The organism is Bradyrhizobium sp. 87 (assembly GCF_023073015.1).
Taxonomy (GTDB): domain Bacteria; phylum Pseudomonadota; class Alphaproteobacteria; order Rhizobiales; family Xanthobacteraceae; genus Bradyrhizobium; species Bradyrhizobium canariense_D.
Genome location: NZ_JADPIQ010000048.1, coordinates 595,226 through 615,989, shown reverse-complemented (window position 1 = coordinate 615,989; position 20,764 = coordinate 595,226). Strand labels below are relative to the sequence as shown.

General features: G+C 64.4%; 15 protein-coding genes and 1 pseudogene. 7 read left to right on the top strand and 9 right to left on the bottom strand.

From position 1 onward, the window contains the following. The first annotated feature begins 13 nt into the window (after nucleotides 1-13). From IVB50_RS12430 to IVB50_RS12415, 4 genes are read left to right on the top strand one after another with little or no spacing between them, the layout of a single operon-like run. The gene (locus IVB50_RS12430; RefSeq protein ID WP_018455967.1) at nucleotides 14-961 is read left to right on the top strand and encodes an ABC transporter permease; all 948 of its coding nucleotides are present in this window, start codon (nucleotides 14-16) and stop codon (nucleotides 959-961) included. Nucleotides 962-970: 9 nt separating this feature from the next. Then, nucleotides 971-1,864, top strand: coding sequence for an ABC transporter permease (locus IVB50_RS12425; protein WP_018455966.1), 894 nt, complete (start codon nucleotides 971-973; stop codon nucleotides 1,862-1,864). Then, nucleotides 1,864-2,871, top strand: a complete 1,008-nt coding sequence (locus IVB50_RS12420; RefSeq protein WP_018455965.1) for an ABC transporter ATP-binding protein — start codon at nucleotides 1,864-1,866, stop codon at nucleotides 2,869-2,871. The genes IVB50_RS12425 and IVB50_RS12420 overlap by 1 nt, the downstream gene beginning before the upstream one ends. Further along, the gene (locus tag IVB50_RS12415) at nucleotides 2,868-3,854 is read left to right on the top strand and encodes a dipeptide ABC transporter ATP-binding protein (protein WP_247295937.1); all 987 of its coding nucleotides are present in this window, start codon (nucleotides 2,868-2,870) and stop codon (nucleotides 3,852-3,854) included. The genes IVB50_RS12420 and IVB50_RS12415 overlap by 4 nt, the downstream gene beginning before the upstream one ends. A gap of 50 nt (nucleotides 3,855-3,904) precedes the next feature. Here IVB50_RS12415 and IVB50_RS12410 read toward each other — a convergent pair whose 3' ends face one another. The 7 genes from IVB50_RS12410 to IVB50_RS12380 all read right to left on the bottom strand — a co-directional run bounded on the left by IVB50_RS12410 (nucleotide 3,905) and on the right by IVB50_RS12380 (nucleotide 12,674). After that, nucleotides 3,905-5,878: an acetyl-CoA carboxylase biotin carboxylase subunit gene (locus IVB50_RS12410; protein WP_018455963.1), complete on the bottom strand. Its 1,974-nt coding sequence runs from the start codon at nucleotides 5,876-5,878 to the stop codon at nucleotides 3,905-3,907. Next, nucleotides 5,875-7,491: a carboxyl transferase domain-containing protein gene (locus IVB50_RS12405; protein WP_018455962.1), complete on the bottom strand. Its 1,617-nt coding sequence runs from the start codon at nucleotides 7,489-7,491 to the stop codon at nucleotides 5,875-5,877. Before IVB50_RS12405 ends, IVB50_RS12410 begins: the two co-directional genes overlap by 4 nt. 113 nt (nucleotides 7,492-7,604) lie before the next feature. After that, entirely contained in the window at nucleotides 7,605-8,471 is an 867-nt protein-coding gene (locus tag IVB50_RS12400; protein WP_018455961.1) for a 3-keto-5-aminohexanoate cleavage protein, read from the bottom strand. Nucleotides 8,472-8,670: 199 nt separating this feature from the next. Beyond that, nucleotides 8,671-9,471 carry an AraC family transcriptional regulator gene (locus IVB50_RS12395; protein WP_018455960.1) on the bottom strand — a complete coding sequence of 267 codons (801 nt, stop codon included), beginning with the start codon at nucleotides 9,469-9,471 and terminating at the stop codon, nucleotides 8,671-8,673. A gap of 170 nt (nucleotides 9,472-9,641) precedes the next feature. Beyond that, nucleotides 9,642-10,298, bottom strand: a complete 657-nt coding sequence (locus IVB50_RS12390) for a glutathione S-transferase family protein (RefSeq protein WP_018455959.1) — start codon at nucleotides 10,296-10,298, stop codon at nucleotides 9,642-9,644. Beyond that, nucleotides 10,298-11,461: an acyl-CoA dehydrogenase family protein gene (locus IVB50_RS12385; protein ID WP_247295935.1), complete on the bottom strand. Its 1,164-nt coding sequence runs from the start codon at nucleotides 11,459-11,461 to the stop codon at nucleotides 10,298-10,300. Before IVB50_RS12385 ends, IVB50_RS12390 begins: the two co-directional genes overlap by 1 nt. Nucleotides 11,462-11,537: 76 nt before the next feature. Continuing rightward, a complete protein-coding gene (locus IVB50_RS12380; protein ID WP_247295933.1) occupies nucleotides 11,538-12,674 on the bottom strand; it encodes an acyl-CoA dehydrogenase family protein in 1,137 nt (378 codons plus the stop codon). 262 nt (nucleotides 12,675-12,936) lie between these two features. Here IVB50_RS12380 and IVB50_RS12375 point away from each other — a divergent pair, with 262 nt between their 5' ends. Together IVB50_RS12375 and IVB50_RS12370 are read left to right on the top strand one after the other, a co-directional pair. Continuing rightward, nucleotides 12,937-14,487: a long-chain fatty acid--CoA ligase gene (locus IVB50_RS12375; RefSeq protein ID WP_026233060.1), complete on the top strand. Its 1,551-nt coding sequence runs from the start codon at nucleotides 12,937-12,939 to the stop codon at nucleotides 14,485-14,487. A gap of 73 nt (nucleotides 14,488-14,560) precedes the next feature. Further along, nucleotides 14,561-15,781, top strand: coding sequence for an ABC transporter substrate-binding protein (locus IVB50_RS12370; protein WP_247295930.1), 1,221 nt, complete (start codon nucleotides 14,561-14,563; stop codon nucleotides 15,779-15,781). A 50-nt stretch (nucleotides 15,782-15,831) separates the two neighbouring features. Here IVB50_RS12370 and IVB50_RS12365 read toward each other — a convergent pair whose 3' ends face one another. Both IVB50_RS12365 and IVB50_RS12360 read right to left on the bottom strand, forming a co-directional pair. After that, complete coding sequence (locus tag IVB50_RS12365; RefSeq protein ID WP_018455954.1) at nucleotides 15,832-17,343, bottom strand: glycosyltransferase family 2 protein; 1,512 nt, start codon at nucleotides 17,341-17,343, stop codon at nucleotides 15,832-15,834. A 47-nt stretch (nucleotides 17,344-17,390) separates the two neighbouring features. Beyond that, a complete protein-coding gene (locus IVB50_RS12360; RefSeq protein WP_247295928.1) occupies nucleotides 17,391-18,161 on the bottom strand; it encodes a helix-turn-helix transcriptional regulator in 771 nt (256 codons plus the stop codon). Between the two features lie 183 nt (nucleotides 18,162-18,344). Here IVB50_RS12360 and IVB50_RS12355 point away from each other — a divergent pair. Further along, nucleotides 18,345-20,605 (top strand): annotated as a pseudogene (locus IVB50_RS12355) (marine proteobacterial sortase target protein). The last annotated feature ends 159 nt before the right edge of the window (nucleotides 20,606-20,764 follow it).

Genomic DNA, 20,764 nt, shown 5'->3' with positions numbered 1-20,764 from the left:
CGGGAGGCGATGCATGTTTGCCTATCTGGTGCGGCGCCTGTTGCTGATGCTCCTGACCCTGTTCGGGATCTCGATCGTCATCTTCTTCCTGCTGCGCATCGTCCCCGGGAATATCGTCGACATCCTGTTCGCCGCCGCGGGCTATGTGGACCCCGCCGACAAGGCCAATCTGGAGAAGGAGCTCGGCATCGACCAGCCGCTGGTGGTGCAATATTGGCACTGGATCAGCGGCTTCCTGCGCGGCGATTTTGGCTACTCCTACGTCTCCGAGAAGCCGGCGCTCCAGGAGATCCTGCCACGGATCCCGATCACCGCACGGCTCGCGGGCCTGGCGCTGTTGTTCTCGACCTCGATCGGCATCCCCCTTGGCGTGATCAGCGCGGTGAAGCAGGGAACGAGGCTCGACTACGCATTGCGTGTGGTGAGCCTCAGCGGATTGTCGCTGCCTTCGTTCTGGCTTGGCCTGCTCATCCTCACCGCCTCGGTGGCGATGTTCAACCAGATGCCGATCTTCAACCCGAATCCAGCGACTTGGCTGGAAGCGTTTGCGACCTATGCCGTGCCCGCCGCAGCCGTCGGCTTCCGCAGCGCGGCACTGACCATGCGCATCACGCGATCCTCGATGCTGGAGGTGCTGCGGCAGGACTATATCCGCACCGCGCGTGCCAAGGGCGCATCGGACGCCGCTGTGAACTATCAGCATGCGCTGAAGAATGCGATTCTGCCCGTCATCACCGTGATTGGCATCGAAGCGGCGTTCCTGATCGGCGGCCTCATCGTGACGGAGACGGTGTTCAACATCCCCGGCGTCGCGCGCTTCCTGGTCGAGGCGATTCGCTGGCGCGATTATCCGATCGTGCAGAACCTGGTGATGCTGATTGCCATCGTCGTGGTGAGCGCGAATTTCATCGTGGACATGCTGTACGCGGTGTTCGACCCGCGTATCCGGTACACGGATTAGGAGAACCTGTTGGCTGCGATCGACTATGACGTTGAACTGAGGCGCGCCGGGGCGCACGCGACCGTCGGCTGGCGGCGCGTGCTGTTTTTGGCGCAGCGGCATGTGCTGGGCGCGGCCGGGCTCGTCATCATGACCCTGTTCGTGTTCACCGCGATCTTCGCCGACTTCATCGCGCGTTACGATCCGCTGACGATCGATGCCGCTCGGGCACTGGCGCGTCCAAGCCTGGCACACTGGATGGGCACGGATTCCTTCGGCCGCGATGTCTTCAGCCGCATCATTCATGGCGCGCGGATCTCGCTCGCGGTCGGCATCGGCTCGACGGCGCTCGGCGGCAGCATCGGCGTGATCGTCGGCCTCACCTCCGGCTATCTCTCCGGCTGGGTCGATCTCGTGTTCCAGCGCGTCTCCGATGTCCTCCAGGCGCTGCCGCTGCTGGTGCTGGCCCTGATCATGACCGCGGCGCTTGGGCCGTCCTTGCCGAACGTCATCATTGCGATCGCCATTCCGCTGATCCCGACCGTCTCGCGCGTCATCCGCGCCAACACGCTGGCGCTGCGCGAGCTGCCATTCATCGAGGCCGCCAAGTCGATCGGCATGAGCGAGGTACGCATTGCGCTCCGTCACGTGCTGCCGAATACGCTGGCGCCGCTGATCGTGCTTGCGACGGCCCAGCTCGGCTCGACTATCCTCACGGAAGCCTCGCTCTCCTTCCTCGGCCTCGGCATTCCCGAGCCGTACCCGTCGTGGGGGCGCATGCTCTCTGAATCCGCCGCCGAATATGTCCGCACGGCGCCATGGCTGGTGATCTTCCCGGGCATCGCCATCAGCCTCGCGGTGTTCGGCGCCAATCTGTTCGGTGACGCCTTGCGCGACATCCTCGATCCCCGGCAGCGCGGCTGATGGCTGAGAACTCCGATCTCGTGATCGAGGTGAAGAACCTGAAGACGGTGTTCTTCACCAACTCCGGTCTGTTCAAGGCCGTCGATGATGTTTCCTTCACGGTGAAGCGCGGCGAGACGCTGGCGATCGTCGGCGAATCCGGCTGCGGCAAGAGCGTCACTGCACTATCGCTGATGCGGCTGGTGCCGGATCCACCCGGCCGCATCGTCGGCGGCTCCGTCACGCTCGAAGGCACCGACCTTCTGACGCTGGACGAAGCAGAGATGCGTGCCGTCAGGGGCAACCGCATCTCGATGATCTTCCAGGAGCCGATGACCTCGCTCAATCCGGTGATGCGGATCGGCGACCAGATCGTCGAGACCGTGCGGCTGCACCGGAACATGTCGAGCAAAGAGGCCCGGGGCATCGCAATCGAGATGCTGCGCCTGGTGCGCATCCCCGAGCCGGCTCGGCGCGCGCGGGAATATCCGCATCAGCTGTCCGGCGGCATGCGCCAGCGCGCCATGATCGCGATGGCGCTGGCGTGCCGGCCGGTGCTGCTGATCGCGGACGAGCCCACGACCGCGCTCGACGTCACCATCCAGGCGCAGATTCTGGCGCTGATCCTAGACCTTCAGAAAGAGCTCGGCACCGGGCTCGTGCTGATCACGCATGATCTCGGCGTCGTCGCGCAGACCGCGCAACGCGTCATCGTGATGTATGCGGGACGCAAGGTCGAGGAAGCGAGCGTCGAGGCGCTGTTCGCCGCGCCAAAGCACCCCTACACGCGCGGATTGATGGCATCGATCCCGGCGGTGCCGGCGCCCGGCGTTGCCGCGCCGGCACGGTTGAACGAAATTCCCGGCACCGTGCCGTCGCTGGTGGGGCTGCCCAAAGGTTGCGCGTTCGCGCCACGCTGCAAGCTCGCGATCAAGCGCTGCGAGGCCGAATATCCGCCGCTCATCGATTGGGGCGGCGGCCATCTCGCGGCCTGCTGGCGCGCAGCCGAAGTGGCGGAGGTGGCATGACCGACGCACTGCTCGAAGTCACCGAACTCAAGAAGCACTATCCGGTGCGCGCCGGCGTGTTGCGCCGACAAATCGGCACAGTGCATGCGGTCGACGGCGTCTCGTTTTCGGTTGGGGTCGGGGAGACGCTGGGCCTTGTCGGCGAATCCGGCTGCGGCAAGTCGACGGTGGCGCGCAGCGTGCTGCGGCTGGTCGAGCCGACCTCGGGCCAGATTCGCCTCGAAGGCGAGGACATCACGCATCTCTCCAAGTCCGCGCTGCGGCCACACCGTCGTTCGATGCAGATCGTATTCCAGGATCCTTTCGCCTCGCTCAACCCGCGCATGACTGCCGGAGACATCGTGGGCGAGCCGCTGTTCGTGCACGGGCTCGCGACCGGCAAAGCGCTGGAGGCACGTACCGCACAGCTGTTCGAGCAGGTTGGCTTGCGGCCCGACCAGATGCGCAACTTCCCGCATCAATTCTCCGGCGGCCAGCGCCAGCGCATCTGCATCGCCCGCGCGCTGGCGCTCGGGCCCCGCCTGATCGTCTGCGACGAGCCGGTCTCCGCGCTCGATGTCTCGATCCAGGCGCAGGTGATCAATCTCCTGATCGATCTGCAACGGCAGCACGGCTTCTCCTACCTCTTCATCGCGCATGACCTCGCCGTGGTCGCCCATATCAGTCACCGCGTCGCCGTGATGTATCTCGGCCGCATCGTCGAGATCGCGGACAAGGACGAGCTGTTCCGCAATCCGCGCCATCCCTACACGCAGGCCCTGCTCGCCTCGGTACCGGTCGCCAACCCGCTCGCCAAAAAGCTCGTGCCGCTGGTCGACGGCGACGTGCCAAGCCCGGTCAATCCGCCGCCGGGCTGTGCGTTTCACACCCGCTGCCGGTATGAGATGGAGCGATGCAGGACGGAACGACCGGCGTTGGTGGACGCGGGGGACGGGCACCAGGTGGCGTGCTTGCTCAATGGCGGAACGGGGCGGAGCCAGTAGCTCCGCTGTCGTCCCGGCCTTCGCCGGGGCGACGAGTTGAGCTTGCCGCCCTACTCAGCCCCGATCTCCGCCACGATCCGGCCCGTTGTCACCTGCTCGCCCTCGGCGACGTCGATCGCGGCGACGACGCCGTCGATGCCGGCCTTGTGGACATGCTCCATCTTCATCGCTTCCAGCGTCATCACCGGCTGGCCGGCAGTGACGCGGTCGCCCGGCTTGACCAGGACGGCAACGACGCGGCCGTTCATGGCAGCGCGAACCTTGCCGTCTCCGTTGCTTGCGGCCGCCTTCGGCGCGGCGAGGGTGAGATCGGTCGCCGCGAGCGGGATGCCGCGGCGCTGGAGGTGGAGCCGGTCGCCGTCGCGCAGGAATTTGGCACTGTCCATCACGCCGTCATGGCGGAAGCGAATCACGTCGAGATCGAGTTGGTCGATCTCGAACTTGTCTTGCCGGCCGTCCCTGGCAACAATGTAGCTGCCATCGCGCTCGCGCCAGACTTCTAGCTCAAGCGCCTGGCCTGCGATCTCGATTTTCGCCGGCAGCGGGAACGTTGCCGCGAGGCTCCGTCCGCGGCGCCACGACGGTGCCTGGGGGTTCGTGACGTAGAGCAGCAGGCCGGCCAAGGCCATGTCGAATGCGGCGTCCGCGCGCGGCGCCAGCAGCTCGTCGCGATGGGCACCAATGAACGCCGTGGTCGCCTCGCCTTTGGCGAAGCCGGGATGACGCAGGCATGACATCAGGAAAGTCTGATTGGTAGTCACACCAAATCCGGTCAGTTGCTCCAGGCCGACGATCAGCCGCCCCCTCGCCTCCTCGCGGGTCGCGCCATGGCCGATCACCTTCGCGATCATGGAATCGTAGAACGGCGGAATCTCGGAGCCCGATTGCAGCGCATGTTCGACGCGGATGCCATCCGGCACCTGCCAGCGCGCCATGCGCCCGGACTGCGGCATGAAATCCTGCGCGGCGTCCTCCGAGCACAGCCGCACCTCGATGGCGTGGCCTGTGAAGCGAATGTCCTGCTGCTTGAGCGGCAGCGACTCGCCGCGCGCGACGCGCAGCTGCAATTCGACGAGATCGAGCCCGGTGATGGCCTCGGTGACGGGATGCTCGACCTGGAGACGCGTATTCATCTCCATGAAGTAGAATCCGCCGCTCGCATCGAGCAGAAATTCGAGCGTGCCGGCGCCCTCGTAACGCAACGCCTTCACCGCGGCGACCGCGACCTCGCCCATCTTCGCACGCAGGTCGGGCGTGACTGCGGTCGACGGCGCCTCCTCGATTAGTTTCTGGTGCCGCCGCTGCACCGAGCAGTCGCGCTCGCCAAGATGGATGGCGTTGCCATGGCTGTCGCCGAACACCTGAATTTCGATGTGACGGGGATTCTGGATGGCGCGTTCGAGGATCACCGTGGGATCGCCAAACGCCGCCTTCGCCTCGGACCGCGCGCTACGCAGTGCCTCGGGGAACGAATTGGCATCCGCAACGAGCCGCATCCCGCGTCCACCGCCGCCGGCGACCGCCTTGATCATCACGGGAAAGCCGATCTCTCTCGCCTCCGCGAGCATGACTTCATCGCCCTGATCGGCGCCCTGATAGCCGGGCACGACGGGCACGCCGGCCTTTTTCATGATCTCCTTGGCACCGGCCTTGTTGCCCATTGTCTCGATCGCCTGCGGCGACGGGCCGATGAAGACGAGGCCGGCATCCTTGCAGGCTTGCGCAAACTCCTCGTTCTCGGCGAGGAAGCCATAGCCGGGATGAACGGCATCCGCGCCGCTGGCCTTTGCGGCCGCTATGATCGCGGCGATGTTGAGATAGGACTGCGCCGGCAGCGCTTCGCCGACTCGCACGGCCTGGTCGGCCTGTTGCACATGAAGCGCATCCCTATCCGCATCCGAATAGACCGCGACGACGCCGAGGCCGAGCTTCCGCGCGCTGCGCATCACCCGCAGTGCGATCTCGCCGCGATTGGCGATCAGGACCTTGAAGAACGGCCGGTGCTGCACTGATCCGTTCCTCATGGGCGGGCCACCGAGAATTGCATGCGCTGTGGGCTCCGCGCGTCACCTTCACGACAGATCGCGAGCACTTCGGACAGCACCGCGCGGGTGTCGCGCGGATCGATCACGCCGTCGTCGAGCACGCGCGCGCTGGTCGAGAATACGTCCATCTGGCCGTCGAACACGCCGACGATCTGCGCCTTCATGCCATCGAGCTTTTCTTTTTCGACCGGCTTGCCGCGACGCGCGGCTGCGGCTTCGGTGACGATCGCCATGGTCTCGGCGGCCTGCTCACCGCCCATCACGGCAGTCTTGGCGTTGGGCCAGGAGAAGCAGAAGCGCGGATGGAAGCCGCGCCCGCACATGCCGTAATTGCCGGCGCCGAACGAGGCGCCGCAATAGATGGTGATCTGCGGCACTGTCGCCGACGTCACCGCCTGGATCATCTTGGAGCCATGCTTGATCATGCCGGCTTCTTCGTAAGCTTTGCCGACCATGTAGCCGGTGGTGTTGTTCAGATAGAGCAGCGGCGTTCGGGTTTGGCAGCACGCCTGGATGAAATGCGTCGCCTTGTTGGCACCGGCCGGATCGAGCGGACCGTTGTTGGTGATGATGCCGATGGTCTGGCCCTCGATGCGGGCATGGCCGCAGACGGTGGCCGGGCCGTAGTTCGGCGCCATCTCGGTGAAGTCGGAATCATCGACGATACGTGCGATCACCTGCTTCATGTCCACGGAGCGCTTGTGGTCCATCGGCATAATGCCGAGCAGTTCGTCTTGATCGTAGCGCGGCGGCTTATATTCCGCGCTCGCCCTGCCCGGCCGTTCCCATTCCAGCGCCGCCATGATCTCGCGCGCGATGCGCAGGGCGTCGCGGTCATCCTCGGCGAGGTAGTCGCCAAGTCCCGACACCTGCGTGTGCATCTCGGCGCCGCCAAGCTCCTCTTCGGTCGCGATCTCGCCGGTGGCGGCCTTCAGCAGCGGCGGCCCGGCGAGGAAGGCGCGGGTGCGGCCACGGACCATGACGATGTAGTCGGACAGGCCGGTCTGATAGGCGCCGCCGGCGGTCGAGGAGCCATGGGTTACGGTCACGACGGGCAGGCCCGCTGCGGAGAGTCGCGCGAGATTGCGGAAGATGTTGCCGCCGCGGACAAAGTCTTCGACGCGGTAGCGCAGGAGATTGGCGCCGGCGCTTTCGACCAGCTGGACGTAAGGCAGCTTGTTCTCCAGCGCGAGCTCCTGCACGCGTATCGTCTTGTCGAGGCCGTAGGGCTGAAGCGCGCCGGCATCGATGCCGGAATCGTTGGCGCTGACCATGCAACGGATGCCCGAGACGAAACCGATGCCGGCGATGACGCCGCCGCCGGGGACGCTCTTGTCCGGATCAGATACGTCGAACATGTAGCCGGCGAGCGTGGACAGCTCGATGAAGGGCGCGCCGGGATCGAGCACCAGCGCGACGCGCTCGCGCGGCAACAGCTGGCCGCGCTTGTGGAAGCGGTCTTTCGCCGCGGCTGATGCCGCACGCGTGCGCTCTTCCAGCGCGCGCATGCGGTCGATCAGGCCAAGCATGCCGTCGCGGTTGGCGCGATAGGCGGCACTGCCGGGAGAAATCGTGTTTTCGAGAATGGACATAACTCAATCCTGCTCGTCATTGCGAGGAGCAAAGCGACGAAGCAATCCAGGCGCATCCATGGAAAGATTCTGGATTGCTTCGCTTCGCTCGCAATGACGGTTGAGGCGATAATTTACCTATTCGTCCCAAAAATCTTTCGCGCTTCCGCCGGGCTCGCGATCTCGCGGCCGGCACGGCGGGCGCAGGCGGCGATGGCGTCGATCAGCTGGCCGTTCGACGTTACCTTCTTGCCGTCGGCGAGATAGAAGGCATCTTCGAGACCGGTGCGCAGATGACCGCCGAGCTCCGCACAGCGCTGGTGCAGCGGCCAGATTTCTTCGCGGCCTATCGCGGTGACCTGAAATTGCGCCTCGGGACGCTTCAGCTTGATCAGGATCGGCAGCAGATCGGGATCCGACGGCATGCCGGAGGCGACGCCCATCACAAAGTTATACTCGAGCGGGCCCTTGTACATGCCGACCTGGCGGTACATGCCGACGCAGCGGACGATGCCGACGTCAAAACATTCGAATTCGGGGATGGTACCGACCGCGTTCATGACGTCGAGATAGTCCTTCACCTTCTCGACCGCATTGTCGAACATCATCGGCGGCCAGGCCCAGCTGTTGTCGGCCTTCACCTTCAGGTAATTTAGCGAGCCGGCATTGCAGGCCGCGATCTCCGGCCTGGTCTCGCGGATACAATCCAGCGCACCGTTGTAGTTCGGCCCGGAGACGCCGGAGGTGTGATTGATGATCACGCCAGGGCAGGCTTCGCGAATCGCCTGCTGGATCTCCTTGCTGACGCTGACCTCCCAGGACGGCAGATGCCCCTTGTCCGGCGCCTGCTGACGCAGATGGATGTGCATGATGGACGCGCCGGCATCGAACGCAGCCTTGGCCTCGCGCGCCATCTGCTCGGGCGTGACAGGCACGTTGTGCTGCTTCGGGTCGGTGAGCACGCCGTTCAGCGCGCAGGTGATGACGGCCTTGTCGCTCATGCCTTGAATGTCTCGCACGTTGATAATTCAACGTTTGCGATCATGTGATGGGCGGCAGGCGGCTTCTTGCGCGGAGAAGCTGGAAAAAGGCGATAAACCGTAGGGTGGGCAAAGGCGCTCTTGCGCCCTTCCCACCATCTCTCAATACCTCGCGAAGATGGTGGGCACGCTTTCGCTTTGCCCACCCTACGAGACGACGCTAGCTCGCCTCCGCCAGCCTCACGGTCTCGCTGCTGCGATAGATCGCGAGATCGCGCGAGCCGACGAAGATCGCGCGCGGCTTCAGGCCGTAGAAGCGGCGGATCGAGTGGCTGAAATGGGTGGAGTCGGGATAGCCGATGTCCTGCGCGAGATGGGCGAGGTTGAGGTCCTGGTTGGCGAAGTGCAGCAGGTGACGCGCCCGCTTCCAGGCGCGGAAGGAGCGGAACGAGATGCCGGTCTCTTCCTTGAACAGATGCAGGAAGCGCGAAGCGGAAAGTCCGGCCTCCGCCGCGCATGTGTCCGCCGTCACGGGTTCGCCCGTGAAGCGGCCGATACGGGCGACCGCACGCGTCACGCGGGGGTCGAGCACGCGGCGCGGCAGCGCCTCGCCAAAACACATCTGGTCGAATTCGGCGGTGGTGATGTCGCCGTAGCGACGCTGGCGCAGCAGCGTGTAGGCGGCGAGGATCTTGCGGGCATAGACGGCCCTGTCGGGTCCGGTGAGCCGCTCGGCCAGGACCTCGATCACGCCATCGGGCATGCTCTCCGGCTCCAGCGTCACGCTGATCGCGGTGCGGTAGTCGCTCGCAATGGAATGCCGCTGGTTCGGTAGGGTAACGAACAGCTCGCCGGTGGCGAGCGCATCATCGATCGTCAGATGCAGACTGCCCTTCACCGCGACATAGACATGGCAGCAGCCGGGCGTCCGCTTGCGGGGGCGGCCGAGCAGGCCGGCATAGAATACCCGCTCCGGCGTGATCAGCATCAAATGGTCGGATTCGCGACCGTTATCTTCCATTGGGATCCTCCTCGCGCGGCTCTTTGGCCGCTGCGGACGGACGTCACCTTAGCGGAAATCTGGGCGCTGTCACGGCGGGATAGCGCTATCATGAAGCGCAAAACAGCGGCAGTCCCGACGACCCGGAACTCCCGGCAACATGGCCGTCCCGGCTTTCGCCAGAACGACAATCAGGCCCTCACCCTTGGCGCCACGTTCTGCTCGACGCCGGCCTGTTGCTCCGCAGCAACCGCGCGCTTGAAACCATCCCGTTGCTGCAAGCGTGCCCAATAGGCTGCGACATTTGGCCCAAAATCCTTGGCAAGCCCGATAGTATCGGCGAGGCGGAGCGCGTAACCGATCACGATGTCGGCGGCAGTGAAGCGGCCCGCGCACAAGGCCTCGGTATTTGCGGTGGCTGCCTCGACGGCGCGCAGGCGGCCCAAAAACCATTTGGCATAGTCGCCGGCGACCTGCGGATTGCGGCGCTCTTCCGGCTCGAGCTGGGTGTATCGGAGCACCAGCGTCTGCGGGAAGGTTAACGTGGCGTCGCTGAAATACATCCAGTTCACGAACGCGCCATAGGCGGGATCTTCGGGTCCGACCATCAGTGGCGTCGGTCCATGCTTGATGCCGAGATAGTGGCAGATGCCGGAGGACTCGGTCATTTTCGTCTCGCCGTCGACCATGAAGGGAATCGTGCCCAGCGGATTGAGCGCGAGATACTCCTTGGCGAAGACCCGCGGCGGGAACGGCAGCATCTTGAGCTCGTAGGGCAGCCCCATCTCCTCCAGCATCCAGAGCGGACGGAATGAGCGCGCGGCGTCGCAGTGATAGAGCGTGATCATCAGGAACTTCCTTTGCTGCCGGGCAGCGTCCCCATCATCTTGCACAGGACCATCAGCATGACCTCGTCGGCGCCGCCGCCGATCGATGTCAGACGGCTGTCGCGATAGGCACGGCTGACCGGCGTCTCGTTGGTAAAGCCCATTCCACCCCAATATTGCAAGCAGGCGTCGGTAAGCTCGCGGCCGAGTCGCCCGGCCTTCAGCTTGGCCATGGTCGCAAGTTTCGTGACATCCTCGCCCGCCACAAGCGCCTCTCCGGCACGGTAGATCAGCGCGCGCAACAGCTCGACCTCGGTCTGCATCTCCGCGAGCTTGAAATGAACGACCTGGTTGTCGAGGATCGACTTCCCAAAGGCCTTGCGATTGCGGGTGTATTCGATGGTCTCGTTGATAATGTATTCATGCGCCTTCAGGCAGGCGGCCGCACCCCAGAGCCGCTCCTCCTGGAACTGGATCATCTGGTAGGTAAAGCCCTTGCCCTCCTCGCCGATCCGGTTGCGCTTGGGCACGCGGACATTGTCGAAGAAGATCTGCGCGGTGTCGGAGGAACGCATGCCCATCTTGTCGAGCTTGCGCGCGACCGTGACGCCCTTGGTCTTCATGGGCACACAGATCAGCGATTTGTTGCGGTGAACGGACCCGTCGCCCGTATTGGCGAGCAGACAGATCCAGTCGGCCTGGGTGCCGTTGGTGATCCACATCTTGCCACCATCGATGACGTAATCGTCGCCGTCCCCGCGCGCATTGGTCTTGATCGAGGCCACGTCAGAACCCGCGCCGGGCTCCGAGACGCCAATGCAGGCCACATAGTCGCCAGAGATCGAGGGCGCCAGGAATTCGCGCCGCACTTCATCGGAGCCGAACCGCGCCAGCGCAGGAGTCGCCATGTCGGTCTGCACCCCGATCGCCATCGGCACGCCGCCGCAATTGATCGCGCCGAGTTCCTCCGCCATCATCAGCGCATAGGAATAGTCGAGGCCGGAGCCGCCGAATTCGACCGGCTTGTTCAGCCCGAGAAAGCCGAGCCTGCCCATCTTCCTGAACAGCTCGTGCGCCGGGAAGATGTCGGCCTTCTCCCATTCATCGACATGCGGATTGATCTCGTTGGCAATGAATTTTTGCAAGGAACGGCGGATCTCGTCGTGGTCGGCGGTGAACAGCATCTTGTTAGCCCAGTTCTTGGTATCTCTGAGGTGCTCGTCATGGCCGGGCTCGTCCCGGCCATGACGGAGAAAGAGGTCACAACCCCATCTGCCGCGACGCGAGATCCTTCATGATCTCCTCGGTGCCGCCGCCGATCGCGTTGACCTTGACCTCACGGTAGATGCGCTCGGCCTTGATGCCGCGCATGAAGCCGGCGCCGCCAAAAATCTGCACCGCTTCCGAGGCGCAGAACGCCATGGTCTGGGTCGCCTGGTTCTTCATCATGCAGATTTCGGCGACCGGGCTTTCGCCCTGCTCCAGCCGCCAGGCCAGCATCTCCAGCATCGCTTGCGATGCGGCGACCTTCTGCGCCATGTCGACGATCTTGTGGCGGATCACCTGGTGCTGCGCGAGCGGCTTGCCGAAGGTCTTGCGCTCCTTGGCGTAGGCAATGGCCTCGTCGAGGCAGACGCGCGCGAACGCGGTGCAGCCCGCCGCCATGCCCATGCGCTCGCTGTTGAAATTCCGCATGATGATCTTGAACCCCTGGCCTTCCTCGCCGATCAGGTTTTCCGCCGGTACGCGGCACTCGTCGAAATGCAGGGTCGCGGTGTCGGAGGCCCACCAGCCCATCTTCTTCAGCTTTGTCCGGGACAGGCCGGGCGTATCCCCCTCGATCAGGAGCAGGCTGACGCCGCCGGCGCCCTCGCCGCCGGTGCGCACCGCAACGGTCAGATAGTCGGCACGCATCCCGGATGTGATGAAGGTCTTCTCGCCGCTCACGACGTAGTGATCTCCGTCGCGCCGCGCCTTGGTGCGGAGGCCCGCGACATCAGAGCCGCCGCCCGGCTCGGTGATCGCGAGCGCGGAGATTTTCTCACCCGCGAGCACCTGAGGCAGCACGCGCGCCTTCACCTCGGGGCGCGCGGCCCGCGCGACCGGCGGCGAACCGATCGTATGGCTCATCAAGCTGGCGCTGACACCGCCGGCGCCAGCCCGCGCCAACTCCTGGCTGGCGACGATCCTCATGAACTGGTCGGCGGCGATCCCGCCATATTCCTCGGGGAAACCGAGTCCCAAGAGCCCGATCTCGGCCGCCTTGCGATAGAGCGCGCGGGGGAATTCACCGGCCTCATCCCACTCGCGGGCGAAGGGCGCAATCTCCTTGTCGACGAAGCGGCGCATCACCTCGCGAAAGGCGTCATGCTCGGCGGTATAGAACGGGCTCATCATCGCACTCTCGCCTTGCTGGCGGATTCGTCTCGTCCACCATGGCCGGAACCTTGGCGGCTCACTTGCGCGGAGTGGCTGGCCGAGCCCCGCTCCAAGCAAGCTCGCTCTAGCAACTCAACGCAAGACGATTTTCATCGCTCGCGCGCCAACTCCGGATCAAAAAAAGGATGGTGCACAAACTCCGGCTGGCCCTTGGGCCATGCCGGGCATGGTGCATGGCAATAGGGACGCGGGCGGCACAAGTCCGCCGAGGGAGGAATTCTTGGCCGTTCGTTACTACGACTGGATCGCCCACCATGGCCGCCGCACACCGAACAAGATTGCGGTGATAGACCTCGCGAGCGAGCGCCGCTTTACCTATGCGCAGCTCGACGCGCGCATCTCGCGTCTCGCGTCATTTCTGCGCCATGCGCTGAAAGTCTCGCGCGGCGAGCGGGTCGCGGTGCTGGCGCTGAACACGACCGATACGCTGGAGGTGCAATTCGCCTGCGGGCGGTTAGGTGCGATCTTCGTGCCGCTGAACACCCGCCTCACCGTTCCCGAACTCCAGTTCATCACCGCAGATTGCGCGCCGAAGGTGATGATCCACGACACCGATCTCGCCGAAACGGCGCTGGCCGTGGCAAGGCTCTGCGGCATTGCGACGAGCCTGCTGCTTGGCCCCAGCGGGACTTATGAGGCCGGCATCGCCGCCGCAAAGCCACTCGAGAAAATCGAGGAGGTGACCCTCGATGACGTCTCGACCATCATGTACACCTCGGGCACAACGGGTCATCCCAAGGGCGCCACCATCACCCATGGCATGACCTTCTGGAATTGCGTCAATCTCGGCGGCCCCGCCTGCATCGGGCCGTCCTCGGTGCTGCTCACCGTGCTGCCGCTGTTCCACACCGGCGGCCTGAATTGCTACACCAATCCGGTGCTGCACGCCGGCGGCACCGTGATGATCATGCGCGCCTTCGATCCCGGCACGGCGCTCGGCCTGATCAACGATCCCGCACAGGGCATCAACGTGTTCTTCGGCGTGCCCGCGATCTACCAGTTCATGGCCCAGCATCCGGCGTTCGCGACCACCGACCTCGGCCGGTTGATCGTGGGAGGTGTCGGCGGCGCACCAATGCCGGTGCCGCTGCTCAAGGTGTGGGAGGCGCGTGGCGTCGCACTCCAGCAGGGCTACGGCATGACCGAGACCTCGCCGGCCGTGCTGGTGCTCGACCGCGAGGATGCGGCACGGAAAGCCGGCTCCGCCGGCAAGCCGGTGCTGCACACGGAAGTGCGCATCGTGCGTCCTGACGGCGGCGACGCCGATGTCGGCGAACTCGGCGAGCTCTGGGTCAAGGGACCGAACATTACGCCCGGCTACTGGAACAGGCCGGAGGCGAACAAGACGTCGTTCACCGATGGCTGGCTGCACACGGGCGACGCGACACGCGTCGATGAGGAAGGTTTTTATTACATCGTCGACCGCTGGAAGGACATGTACATTTCCGGTGGCGAGAACGTCTATCCGGCCGAGGTCGAGAACGTCCTGCACCAACTCGACGCTATCGCGGAAGCCGCCGTGATCGGCATTCCCGATCCGCAATGGGGCGAGGTTGGCCTCGCCATCGTCGCGGCCAAGCCCGGCCAGCGGTTGACCGAGACAGATGTCTTCGCGCACTGCGCGGCGAATCTCGCGCGCTTCAAATGTCCACGCCAGGTCCGCTTCGTCGATGCGTTACCCCGCAACGCCACCGGCAAGATCCACAAGCCGACCTTGCGCAAGGAATTCTCAGGCGCCTCGGAAGTCGACAAGAAAGCCGCCAACGCCTGATCAAAGCGCCCCTCTCGCGGGCACTTTTCTTTTTGACGTGCGTGTTCCAACCCAGAAAAGCCAAGGAATTTTCATGAACAAGAAACTCTCCCTGCTCGCCGCAGCAACGGCGCTGATGCTGCTGACAGCCCAAACCGCGTATGCGCAAAAGGCGTACGACACCGGCGTCACCGACACCGAGATCAAGATCGGCAATGTCGAGGCCTATTCCGGCCCGGCTTCCGCCTACGGCGTCATCGGCAAGACCGAGGAAGCCTATTTCAAGATGATCAACGATCAGGGCGGCATCAACGGCCGAAAGATCAATTGGATCTCCTACGACGACGGCTACTCGCCGCCTAAGACCGTTGAGCAGATCCGCAAGCTGATCGAGAGCGACGAGGTCTTCCTGGTGTTCAACGCGCTGGGCACGCCGACCCAGACCGCCGTGCAGAAGTATCACAATTCCAAGAAGGTGCCGCAGCTGTTCCTCGCCACAGGCGCCAGCAAGTGGAATGACCCGAAGAACTTTCCCTGGACGATGGGCTTCCAGCCCAGCTACCGCGTCGAGGCACAGATCTTCGCGAAGTATATTCTGAAGGAGAAGCCGGACGCGAAGGTCGCGATTTTTTATGCCAACGACGATTTCGGCAAGGACTACCTCGCCGGCATCAAGGACGTGTTCGGTGACAAGGCATCGAAACTGATCGTGGCCGAAGAGAGCTACGAGACGTCGGAACCCTCGATCGATGCTCATATCGTCAAGCTCAAGGGCACCGGCGCCGATGTCTTCGTGAACATCGCCACGCCGAAATTCGCGGCGCAGGCGATCAAGAAGATCGCGGAGCTGGAGTGGAAGCCGATGCATCTCATGACCGATGTCTCGGTGTCCATCGGCGCGGTGATGAAGCCTGCCGGCCTCGAGGCATCCGAAGGGGTGCTGTCGGCTGGTTATCTGAAGGATGCGTCGGATCCGCAGTGGAAGGATGATGAGGGCATGAAGAAGTTCATGGTCTTCGTCGACAAATACATACCCGGTGCAAATATTTCGGACGCCAATCTGGTTTACGCCTATGCCGCAGCCCAGACCATGGTGCAGGTGCTGAAGCAGGCGGGCGACAATCTGACCCGTGAGAATGTGATGAAGCAGGCAGCGAGCCTCAAGGACTTCGTGCCCGACACACTGATCCCGGGCATCAAGATCAACACCTCCGCCACGGACTTCGCGCCGATCGAGCAGCTCAAGATGTGGCGGTTCAAGAAGGGCCAGTGGGAACTGTTCGGCGATATCATCAGCGCCGAAACGGGCGGCTAGTTCGACTGAGAGCAACAGCCTGAATCGACCGAATAGCGGCCGAAGGGCCGCTATTCTTTTCCAGCAAGCGACGGCGCTGTTCCCGCGCTTTCAACCTCGATCATGTCGTCGCCGACGTCGATGCCCGCGATCGGCAGGCCGAGACGACGCGAATCGCCGACGCCCCTGAACATGGGGCATGCCCAGGCGAGGGTGGCGATGCCTGACGGCGGCAGATCGAGGCTCAGCCTGTAGCTGTCACAACCGGTCACGACCGCTTCGGGGCGGATGGCCGTGCCATCGACATAGAATCGCGTGTCTATCGTATCTAGCGGTGCGCGAAGTGCGGGGCTTCGAACGCGGACAATGGTGCGGCCCGGCTTCCCCTTGATGCGCACGGCTGCCTCTGGTTCGCTCCAGCGGAAAGTGTGACCGGCAGAGAACTCTTCGGCATGGAATCCGATCTGCGCGACAACGCGCTCACCAAGGAGCCCGTCAACAGGTCCCGCATCTCGTCCGAGACGGTGAATGCAATCGAGCCTCTGATGCCGGATCAGCGCGGCGATGTATCGCCGCATCCATCGCGCGATCGCATCGCTCGATCCGGCGGCCGTCACAGCGACCAGCACGGCCCGCGCGTGCCATGCCGCCAGCCGCGCGAAACCGCGCGCGCCGAGACCGCCGAGCAGCGCCGGCACGGCCCAACGCCATACCGCCAGCCATTTCTCGCCAGGCCCTCCCCCGCCGTCACCGAGGCTGGAGCGCAGGAGCGCGTTCAGTGCATTGCGGGCGAGCGACGCGCCGGCCTCGCTCCGCGAGCTCCACTCGACCGGAATGTCGAGCAGCTCGCTGCCGGCATCGTTGCGGGCCTCGCTCAGATAGCGAATCTCGCCTTGCACGAAGTCGAGCGTGAATTGCTTCAGCTCGCCGATCTCACCGACATAGTAGTGATGGAAGCGCGCCTCCTCGAGATAGCCGATGGAATGACCTCTCGCGTGATAGGCGGCGGCGAGCACCCATTCGGCGAAATGACCGAGCTCCTCGCGCAGGCCGCCGCATTCCCGGTAGACGTCGTGCCGCGTCACGAAACACTGATCCAGGACCTTGCGCCAGGGATGCTGCTTCATACCGAACTCGATGTCGGCCTGGTACATGGCGGCCTCTGCCACGGATAACCGGTTATGGCAGATCGGGATCGAACGGCAGGAAAAGCCGGCCCAATCGGGATGAGCATCGATCGCGCGAATGCAGAGTTCGATCACGTCGGGTTCGGGCCGGCAGTGCGATTCCGTGAAGAACAGATAGCTGCCGCGCGCCTTCGTCGCGCCGAATGCGCAGAGCCCGATGTCGTGTTCGGAATCGGTGAATTCGAGGCGAGCCCTGTTGCCGGCCAGCGCCTTCAACTGCTCGCGTGCCGTGAAATCCGGAGGCACGACCAGAATGATCTCGTAGAGCGATGTGTCGGCAGTTTGCGACGTCCAGCCGAGCCAGGACATCTCCCACTGCCCGCGGTGAGATTCGAGCGGGATAATGATTGAGAACAGCGGAGATTCGCCGTCGTAGAGTGCGGACGCGTCCTGCATGTCCCCTTATAGACGCATGCTCGTCATTCCGGATAATTTCTTGCGGGCTATACCGACAGAAACAGCGCGAACGATTCTTCCACCGTTCGGCGCAGAAGCTTTTGGTACAATTCGTGGTTAGCATCGCCGGGCGCGACCCGACCCAGCGAGGGCTTCGCGAAGTTTCGGAGCGGCACATAAGCGATCGGCGCTGCGATCGGCGTCAGCTGCGAGCCGGGACCGGCGCGGAGCGTCGAGATGATCCCGTACATCTCGCCGGCGACCGTCGGCCGCGACACAGTGATCACGCGATGCTGGCCGTGCTTGATGATGACGAGATAGATGAAGCCGGACTGATGCGGCACGGCGACCTCGCCGGTGTGTTCATAGGCGGCATCGGTCCGCTCGCCCTCGCGGAACACCAGTGAAGAGACCTTCGGCTCCCAGACGATCTCGGTGCGGTAGGCGAAGATCGCGTCCTTGTCGCCGAACGACGGTCGCAGCGTGATGTAGACGTCCTCGAGCCACGTCACCGCGCGATGGGCATAGGAGCCGAGGCTGTCGGGCGCGACATCGTTTGCGGCCGGAGGCGTCACTACGGCGGCGCTTCTGCGCAGGGAGACGCCCAGCGCCTGCTCCAGCCGCACCGTGGTCGCCAGCGTGAACGGCCGTCGGCCGCCGAGCACCTTCTCCAGCGTCGACAGGCTGAGCTTGGCCTGCTCGGCCAGCGCCTGCCGGGAGATCCGGCGCCTGGCGAGCTCCTCGCGAATGGTCTCCGCGATCTCGCGGCTCTGCTCGTCCGACAGCTGCTTGTCGGTGAATTTGTCCTGCGTCTGCATCGTGGCCCTGCTCCAGGACGACATCCTAGCAGGACGGACAAACCAGCACAAAACCGCACTTCGCCATCTCGGAGGCGGCCGGCCGGGCCGGCCGTGGCGGAACATTGCCGATCATTCTGCTCGCGAAATCGGGCCGTCCCGGCGGATGCTCGGGGCCAGCAAACATGCTCGGGAGCAGGCCAAATGGATACTTTTGACACGACGGACAGCAACGAACACCCTTGGCTGGGCAGACTGATCGTGGTCGGACTGTTCCTTCTGGCGCAGGGCATCGCGGTGATGCTGGTCGCCTTCGTGGCCCTGCTGGTGAGCTTCGAGCCGGGCTGGTCGGCGACGACGGAGCAGGCCAGCCTGCTCCAGCCCGGCGATGCCAAATCCGGTTCTCTCCTCCTCAAGGAGGATGGCGCCTACACGGAAGCGATCCGCCTCGGCATCGACGTCGACATCACGGTGTCGGGCCCGACACTGCGAGCACGAGTCACCCAAATCTTTCGCAACCCGACGAAGGACTGGGTCGAGGCGACCTATGTCTATCCGCTCCCCGCGGACGGCGCCGTCGATTCGCTGAAGATGGTGGTCGGCAACCGCGTCATCGTCGGGGACATCAAGGAGCGGCAACAGGCGCGCATGATCTACGAAGAGGCGCGCCGCGCCGGCCAGAAGGCCGCGCTCACCGAGCAGGAGCGGCCGAACATCTTCACCAACTCGGTCGCCAATATCGGCCCTGGCGAAACCGTGCTGGTGCAGATCGAATATCAGGAGCCGGTGCATCAATCCGGCAACGAATATTCGCTGCGCCTGCCGCTGGTGGTCGGGCCGCGCTACAATCCGGCGCCGATCGTCCAGAGCGTCGATTTCCGCAACGATGGCTCCGGCTGGGGCGCGACCAACTCGGACCCGGTGCCGGACCGCGACCGCATCTCGCCGCCCGTGCTGGATCCCGCCAGGAATGCACCGGTCAATCCGACCAGCATCACGGTGCGTCTGAACGCCGGCTTTGCGCTCGGCGAGGTCACGAGCCCCCATCATAACGTCAAGGTCGCGAGCCCGGACAATACGATGCGAATCGTCTCGCTTGCCGACGGTGCCGTGGCTGCCGACCGCGATTTCGAACTGACCTGGAAGCCAGCGGCCGTGAAGGCGCCGTCGGTCGGCTTATTTCGCGAGCGCGTCGGCGACGCCGATTATTTGCTTGCCTTTGTCACCCCGCCCGCCGCCGAGCAGGCGACGCAGAAGCCGCGGCCGCGCGAGGTGATATTCGTGATCGACAATTCCGGCTCGATGGGCGGCACGTCGATCGTTCAGGCCAAGGCGAGCCTCACCTACGCGCTCTCCCGTCTCCAGCCGACCGACCGTTTCAACGTCATCCGTTTCGACGATACCATGGACGTGCTGTTTCCGGTCTCCGTCGCGGCGGATGCCGAGCGTGTCGGTGAAGCCACCTCGTTCGTCAGCGCGCTGCAGGCGCGTGGCGGCACCGAGATGGTGCCGGCGATGGGGCCGCGCTGACCGACAAGCTTGGCGACGCCGGCATGGTTCGCCAGGTCGTATTCCTGACCGACGGTGCGATCGGCAACGAGCAGCAATTGTTCGAAACGATCACGGCGATGCGCGGCCGCTCGCGCGTGTTCATGGTCGGCATCGGGTCGGCGCCCAACACCTATCTGATGACGCGCGCCGCCGAGCTCGGCCGCGGTGCCTTCACCCATATCGGCTCCGTCGAGCAGGTCGAGGAGCGCATGCGCGGCCTGTTTGCCAAGCTCGAGAACCCGGCCGTGACCGGGCTGAGCGTAAAGTTCTCCGAAGCGAAGGCCGACGTCACACCGACGATCATTCCCGACGTCTATCGCGACGAGCCGCTGGTGCTGGCGGCAAAGCTCGACACGCTTGCGGGCTCGGTCGAAATCAAGGGCCGCGTCGGTGACCGCCCATGGTCGGTGACGCTGCCGCTGCAAAATACGGCCGAAGGCAACGGCCTGTCGAAGCTTTGGGCCAAGCGCAAGATCGCCGATGCCGAAGTGGCGCGCACCCTGCGCGAAATGACGCCCGAAGACTCGGACAAGGCAATCCTGGCACTGGCGCTCGACCATCAGATCGTCACGCGGCTCACCAGCCTCGTCGCGGTCGACAAGACGCCGAGCCGTCCCGAAGGCGAGCCGCTCAAGCCCAGCGAATTGCCGATCAACCTGCCGGCCGGTTGGGATTTCGCGAAGGTCTTTGGCGAACGACAGCAGGTCCCAGCGCAGCTCCGCGAGCGTCACGCCGATGCACGCAACCAGCCGGCCACGAGGCGACCGACGCCCGCTGCACCGGATGCGATCCGCCTGCCCAAGACCGCGACCTCGGCCGAGCTGAAAATGACCGCAGGCCTGATCTTGGTCGTGCTCGCCCTGATCCTGTTCGTGTTCAAGCGGCGTCAGTCCTTGCTCACTGACGCCGCTTGAGAGAGGAGCCCCCCGAACTCCTCTGTTAGCGCGCGCGGCTGCCCGTCCCACACACCAACGGCCGCGCGCGCCTTTTTGAACTCGCCCTCTCACCTTCGTCATTGCAAGCGAAGCATCCAGAAACTCATCCACGGAGACAGTCTGGATTGCTTCGTCGCT

Coding starts and splice junctions, on each gene's coding strand:
- IVB50_RS12430 (WP_018455967.1), top strand. CDS start 14: ATGTTTGCCTATCTGGTGCGGCGCCTGTTGCTGATGCTCCTGACCCTG.
- IVB50_RS12420 (WP_018455965.1), top strand. CDS start 1,864: ATGGCTGAGAACTCCGATCTCGTGATCGAGGTGAAGAACCTGAAGACG.
- IVB50_RS12415 (WP_247295937.1), top strand. CDS start 2,868: ATGACCGACGCACTGCTCGAAGTCACCGAACTCAAGAAGCACTATCCG.
- IVB50_RS12410 (WP_018455963.1), bottom strand. CDS start 5,878: ATGAGGAACGGATCAGTGCAGCACCGGCCGTTCTTCAAGGTCCTGATC.
- IVB50_RS12405 (WP_018455962.1), bottom strand. CDS start 7,491: ATGTCCATTCTCGAAAACACGATTTCTCCCGGCAGTGCCGCCTATCGC.
- IVB50_RS12400 (WP_018455961.1), bottom strand. CDS start 8,471: ATGAGCGACAAGGCCGTCATCACCTGCGCGCTGAACGGCGTGCTCACC.
- IVB50_RS12395 (WP_018455960.1), bottom strand. CDS start 9,471: ATGGAAGATAACGGTCGCGAATCCGACCATTTGATGCTGATCACGCCG.
- IVB50_RS12390 (WP_018455959.1), bottom strand. CDS start 10,298: ATGATCACGCTCTATCACTGCGACGCCGCGCGCTCATTCCGTCCGCTC.
- IVB50_RS12385 (WP_247295935.1), bottom strand. CDS start 11,461: ATGCTGTTCACCGCCGACCACGACGAGATCCGCCGTTCCTTGCAAAAA.
- IVB50_RS12380 (WP_247295933.1), bottom strand. CDS start 12,674: ATGATGAGCCCGTTCTATACCGCCGAGCATGACGCCTTTCGCGAGGTG.
- IVB50_RS12370 (WP_247295930.1), top strand. CDS start 14,561: ATGAACAAGAAACTCTCCCTGCTCGCCGCAGCAACGGCGCTGATGCTG.
- IVB50_RS12365 (WP_018455954.1), bottom strand. CDS start 17,343: ATGCAGGACGCGTCCGCACTCTACGACGGCGAATCTCCGCTGTTCTCA.
- IVB50_RS12360 (WP_247295928.1), bottom strand. CDS start 18,161: ATGCAGACGCAGGACAAATTCACCGACAAGCAGCTGTCGGACGAGCAG.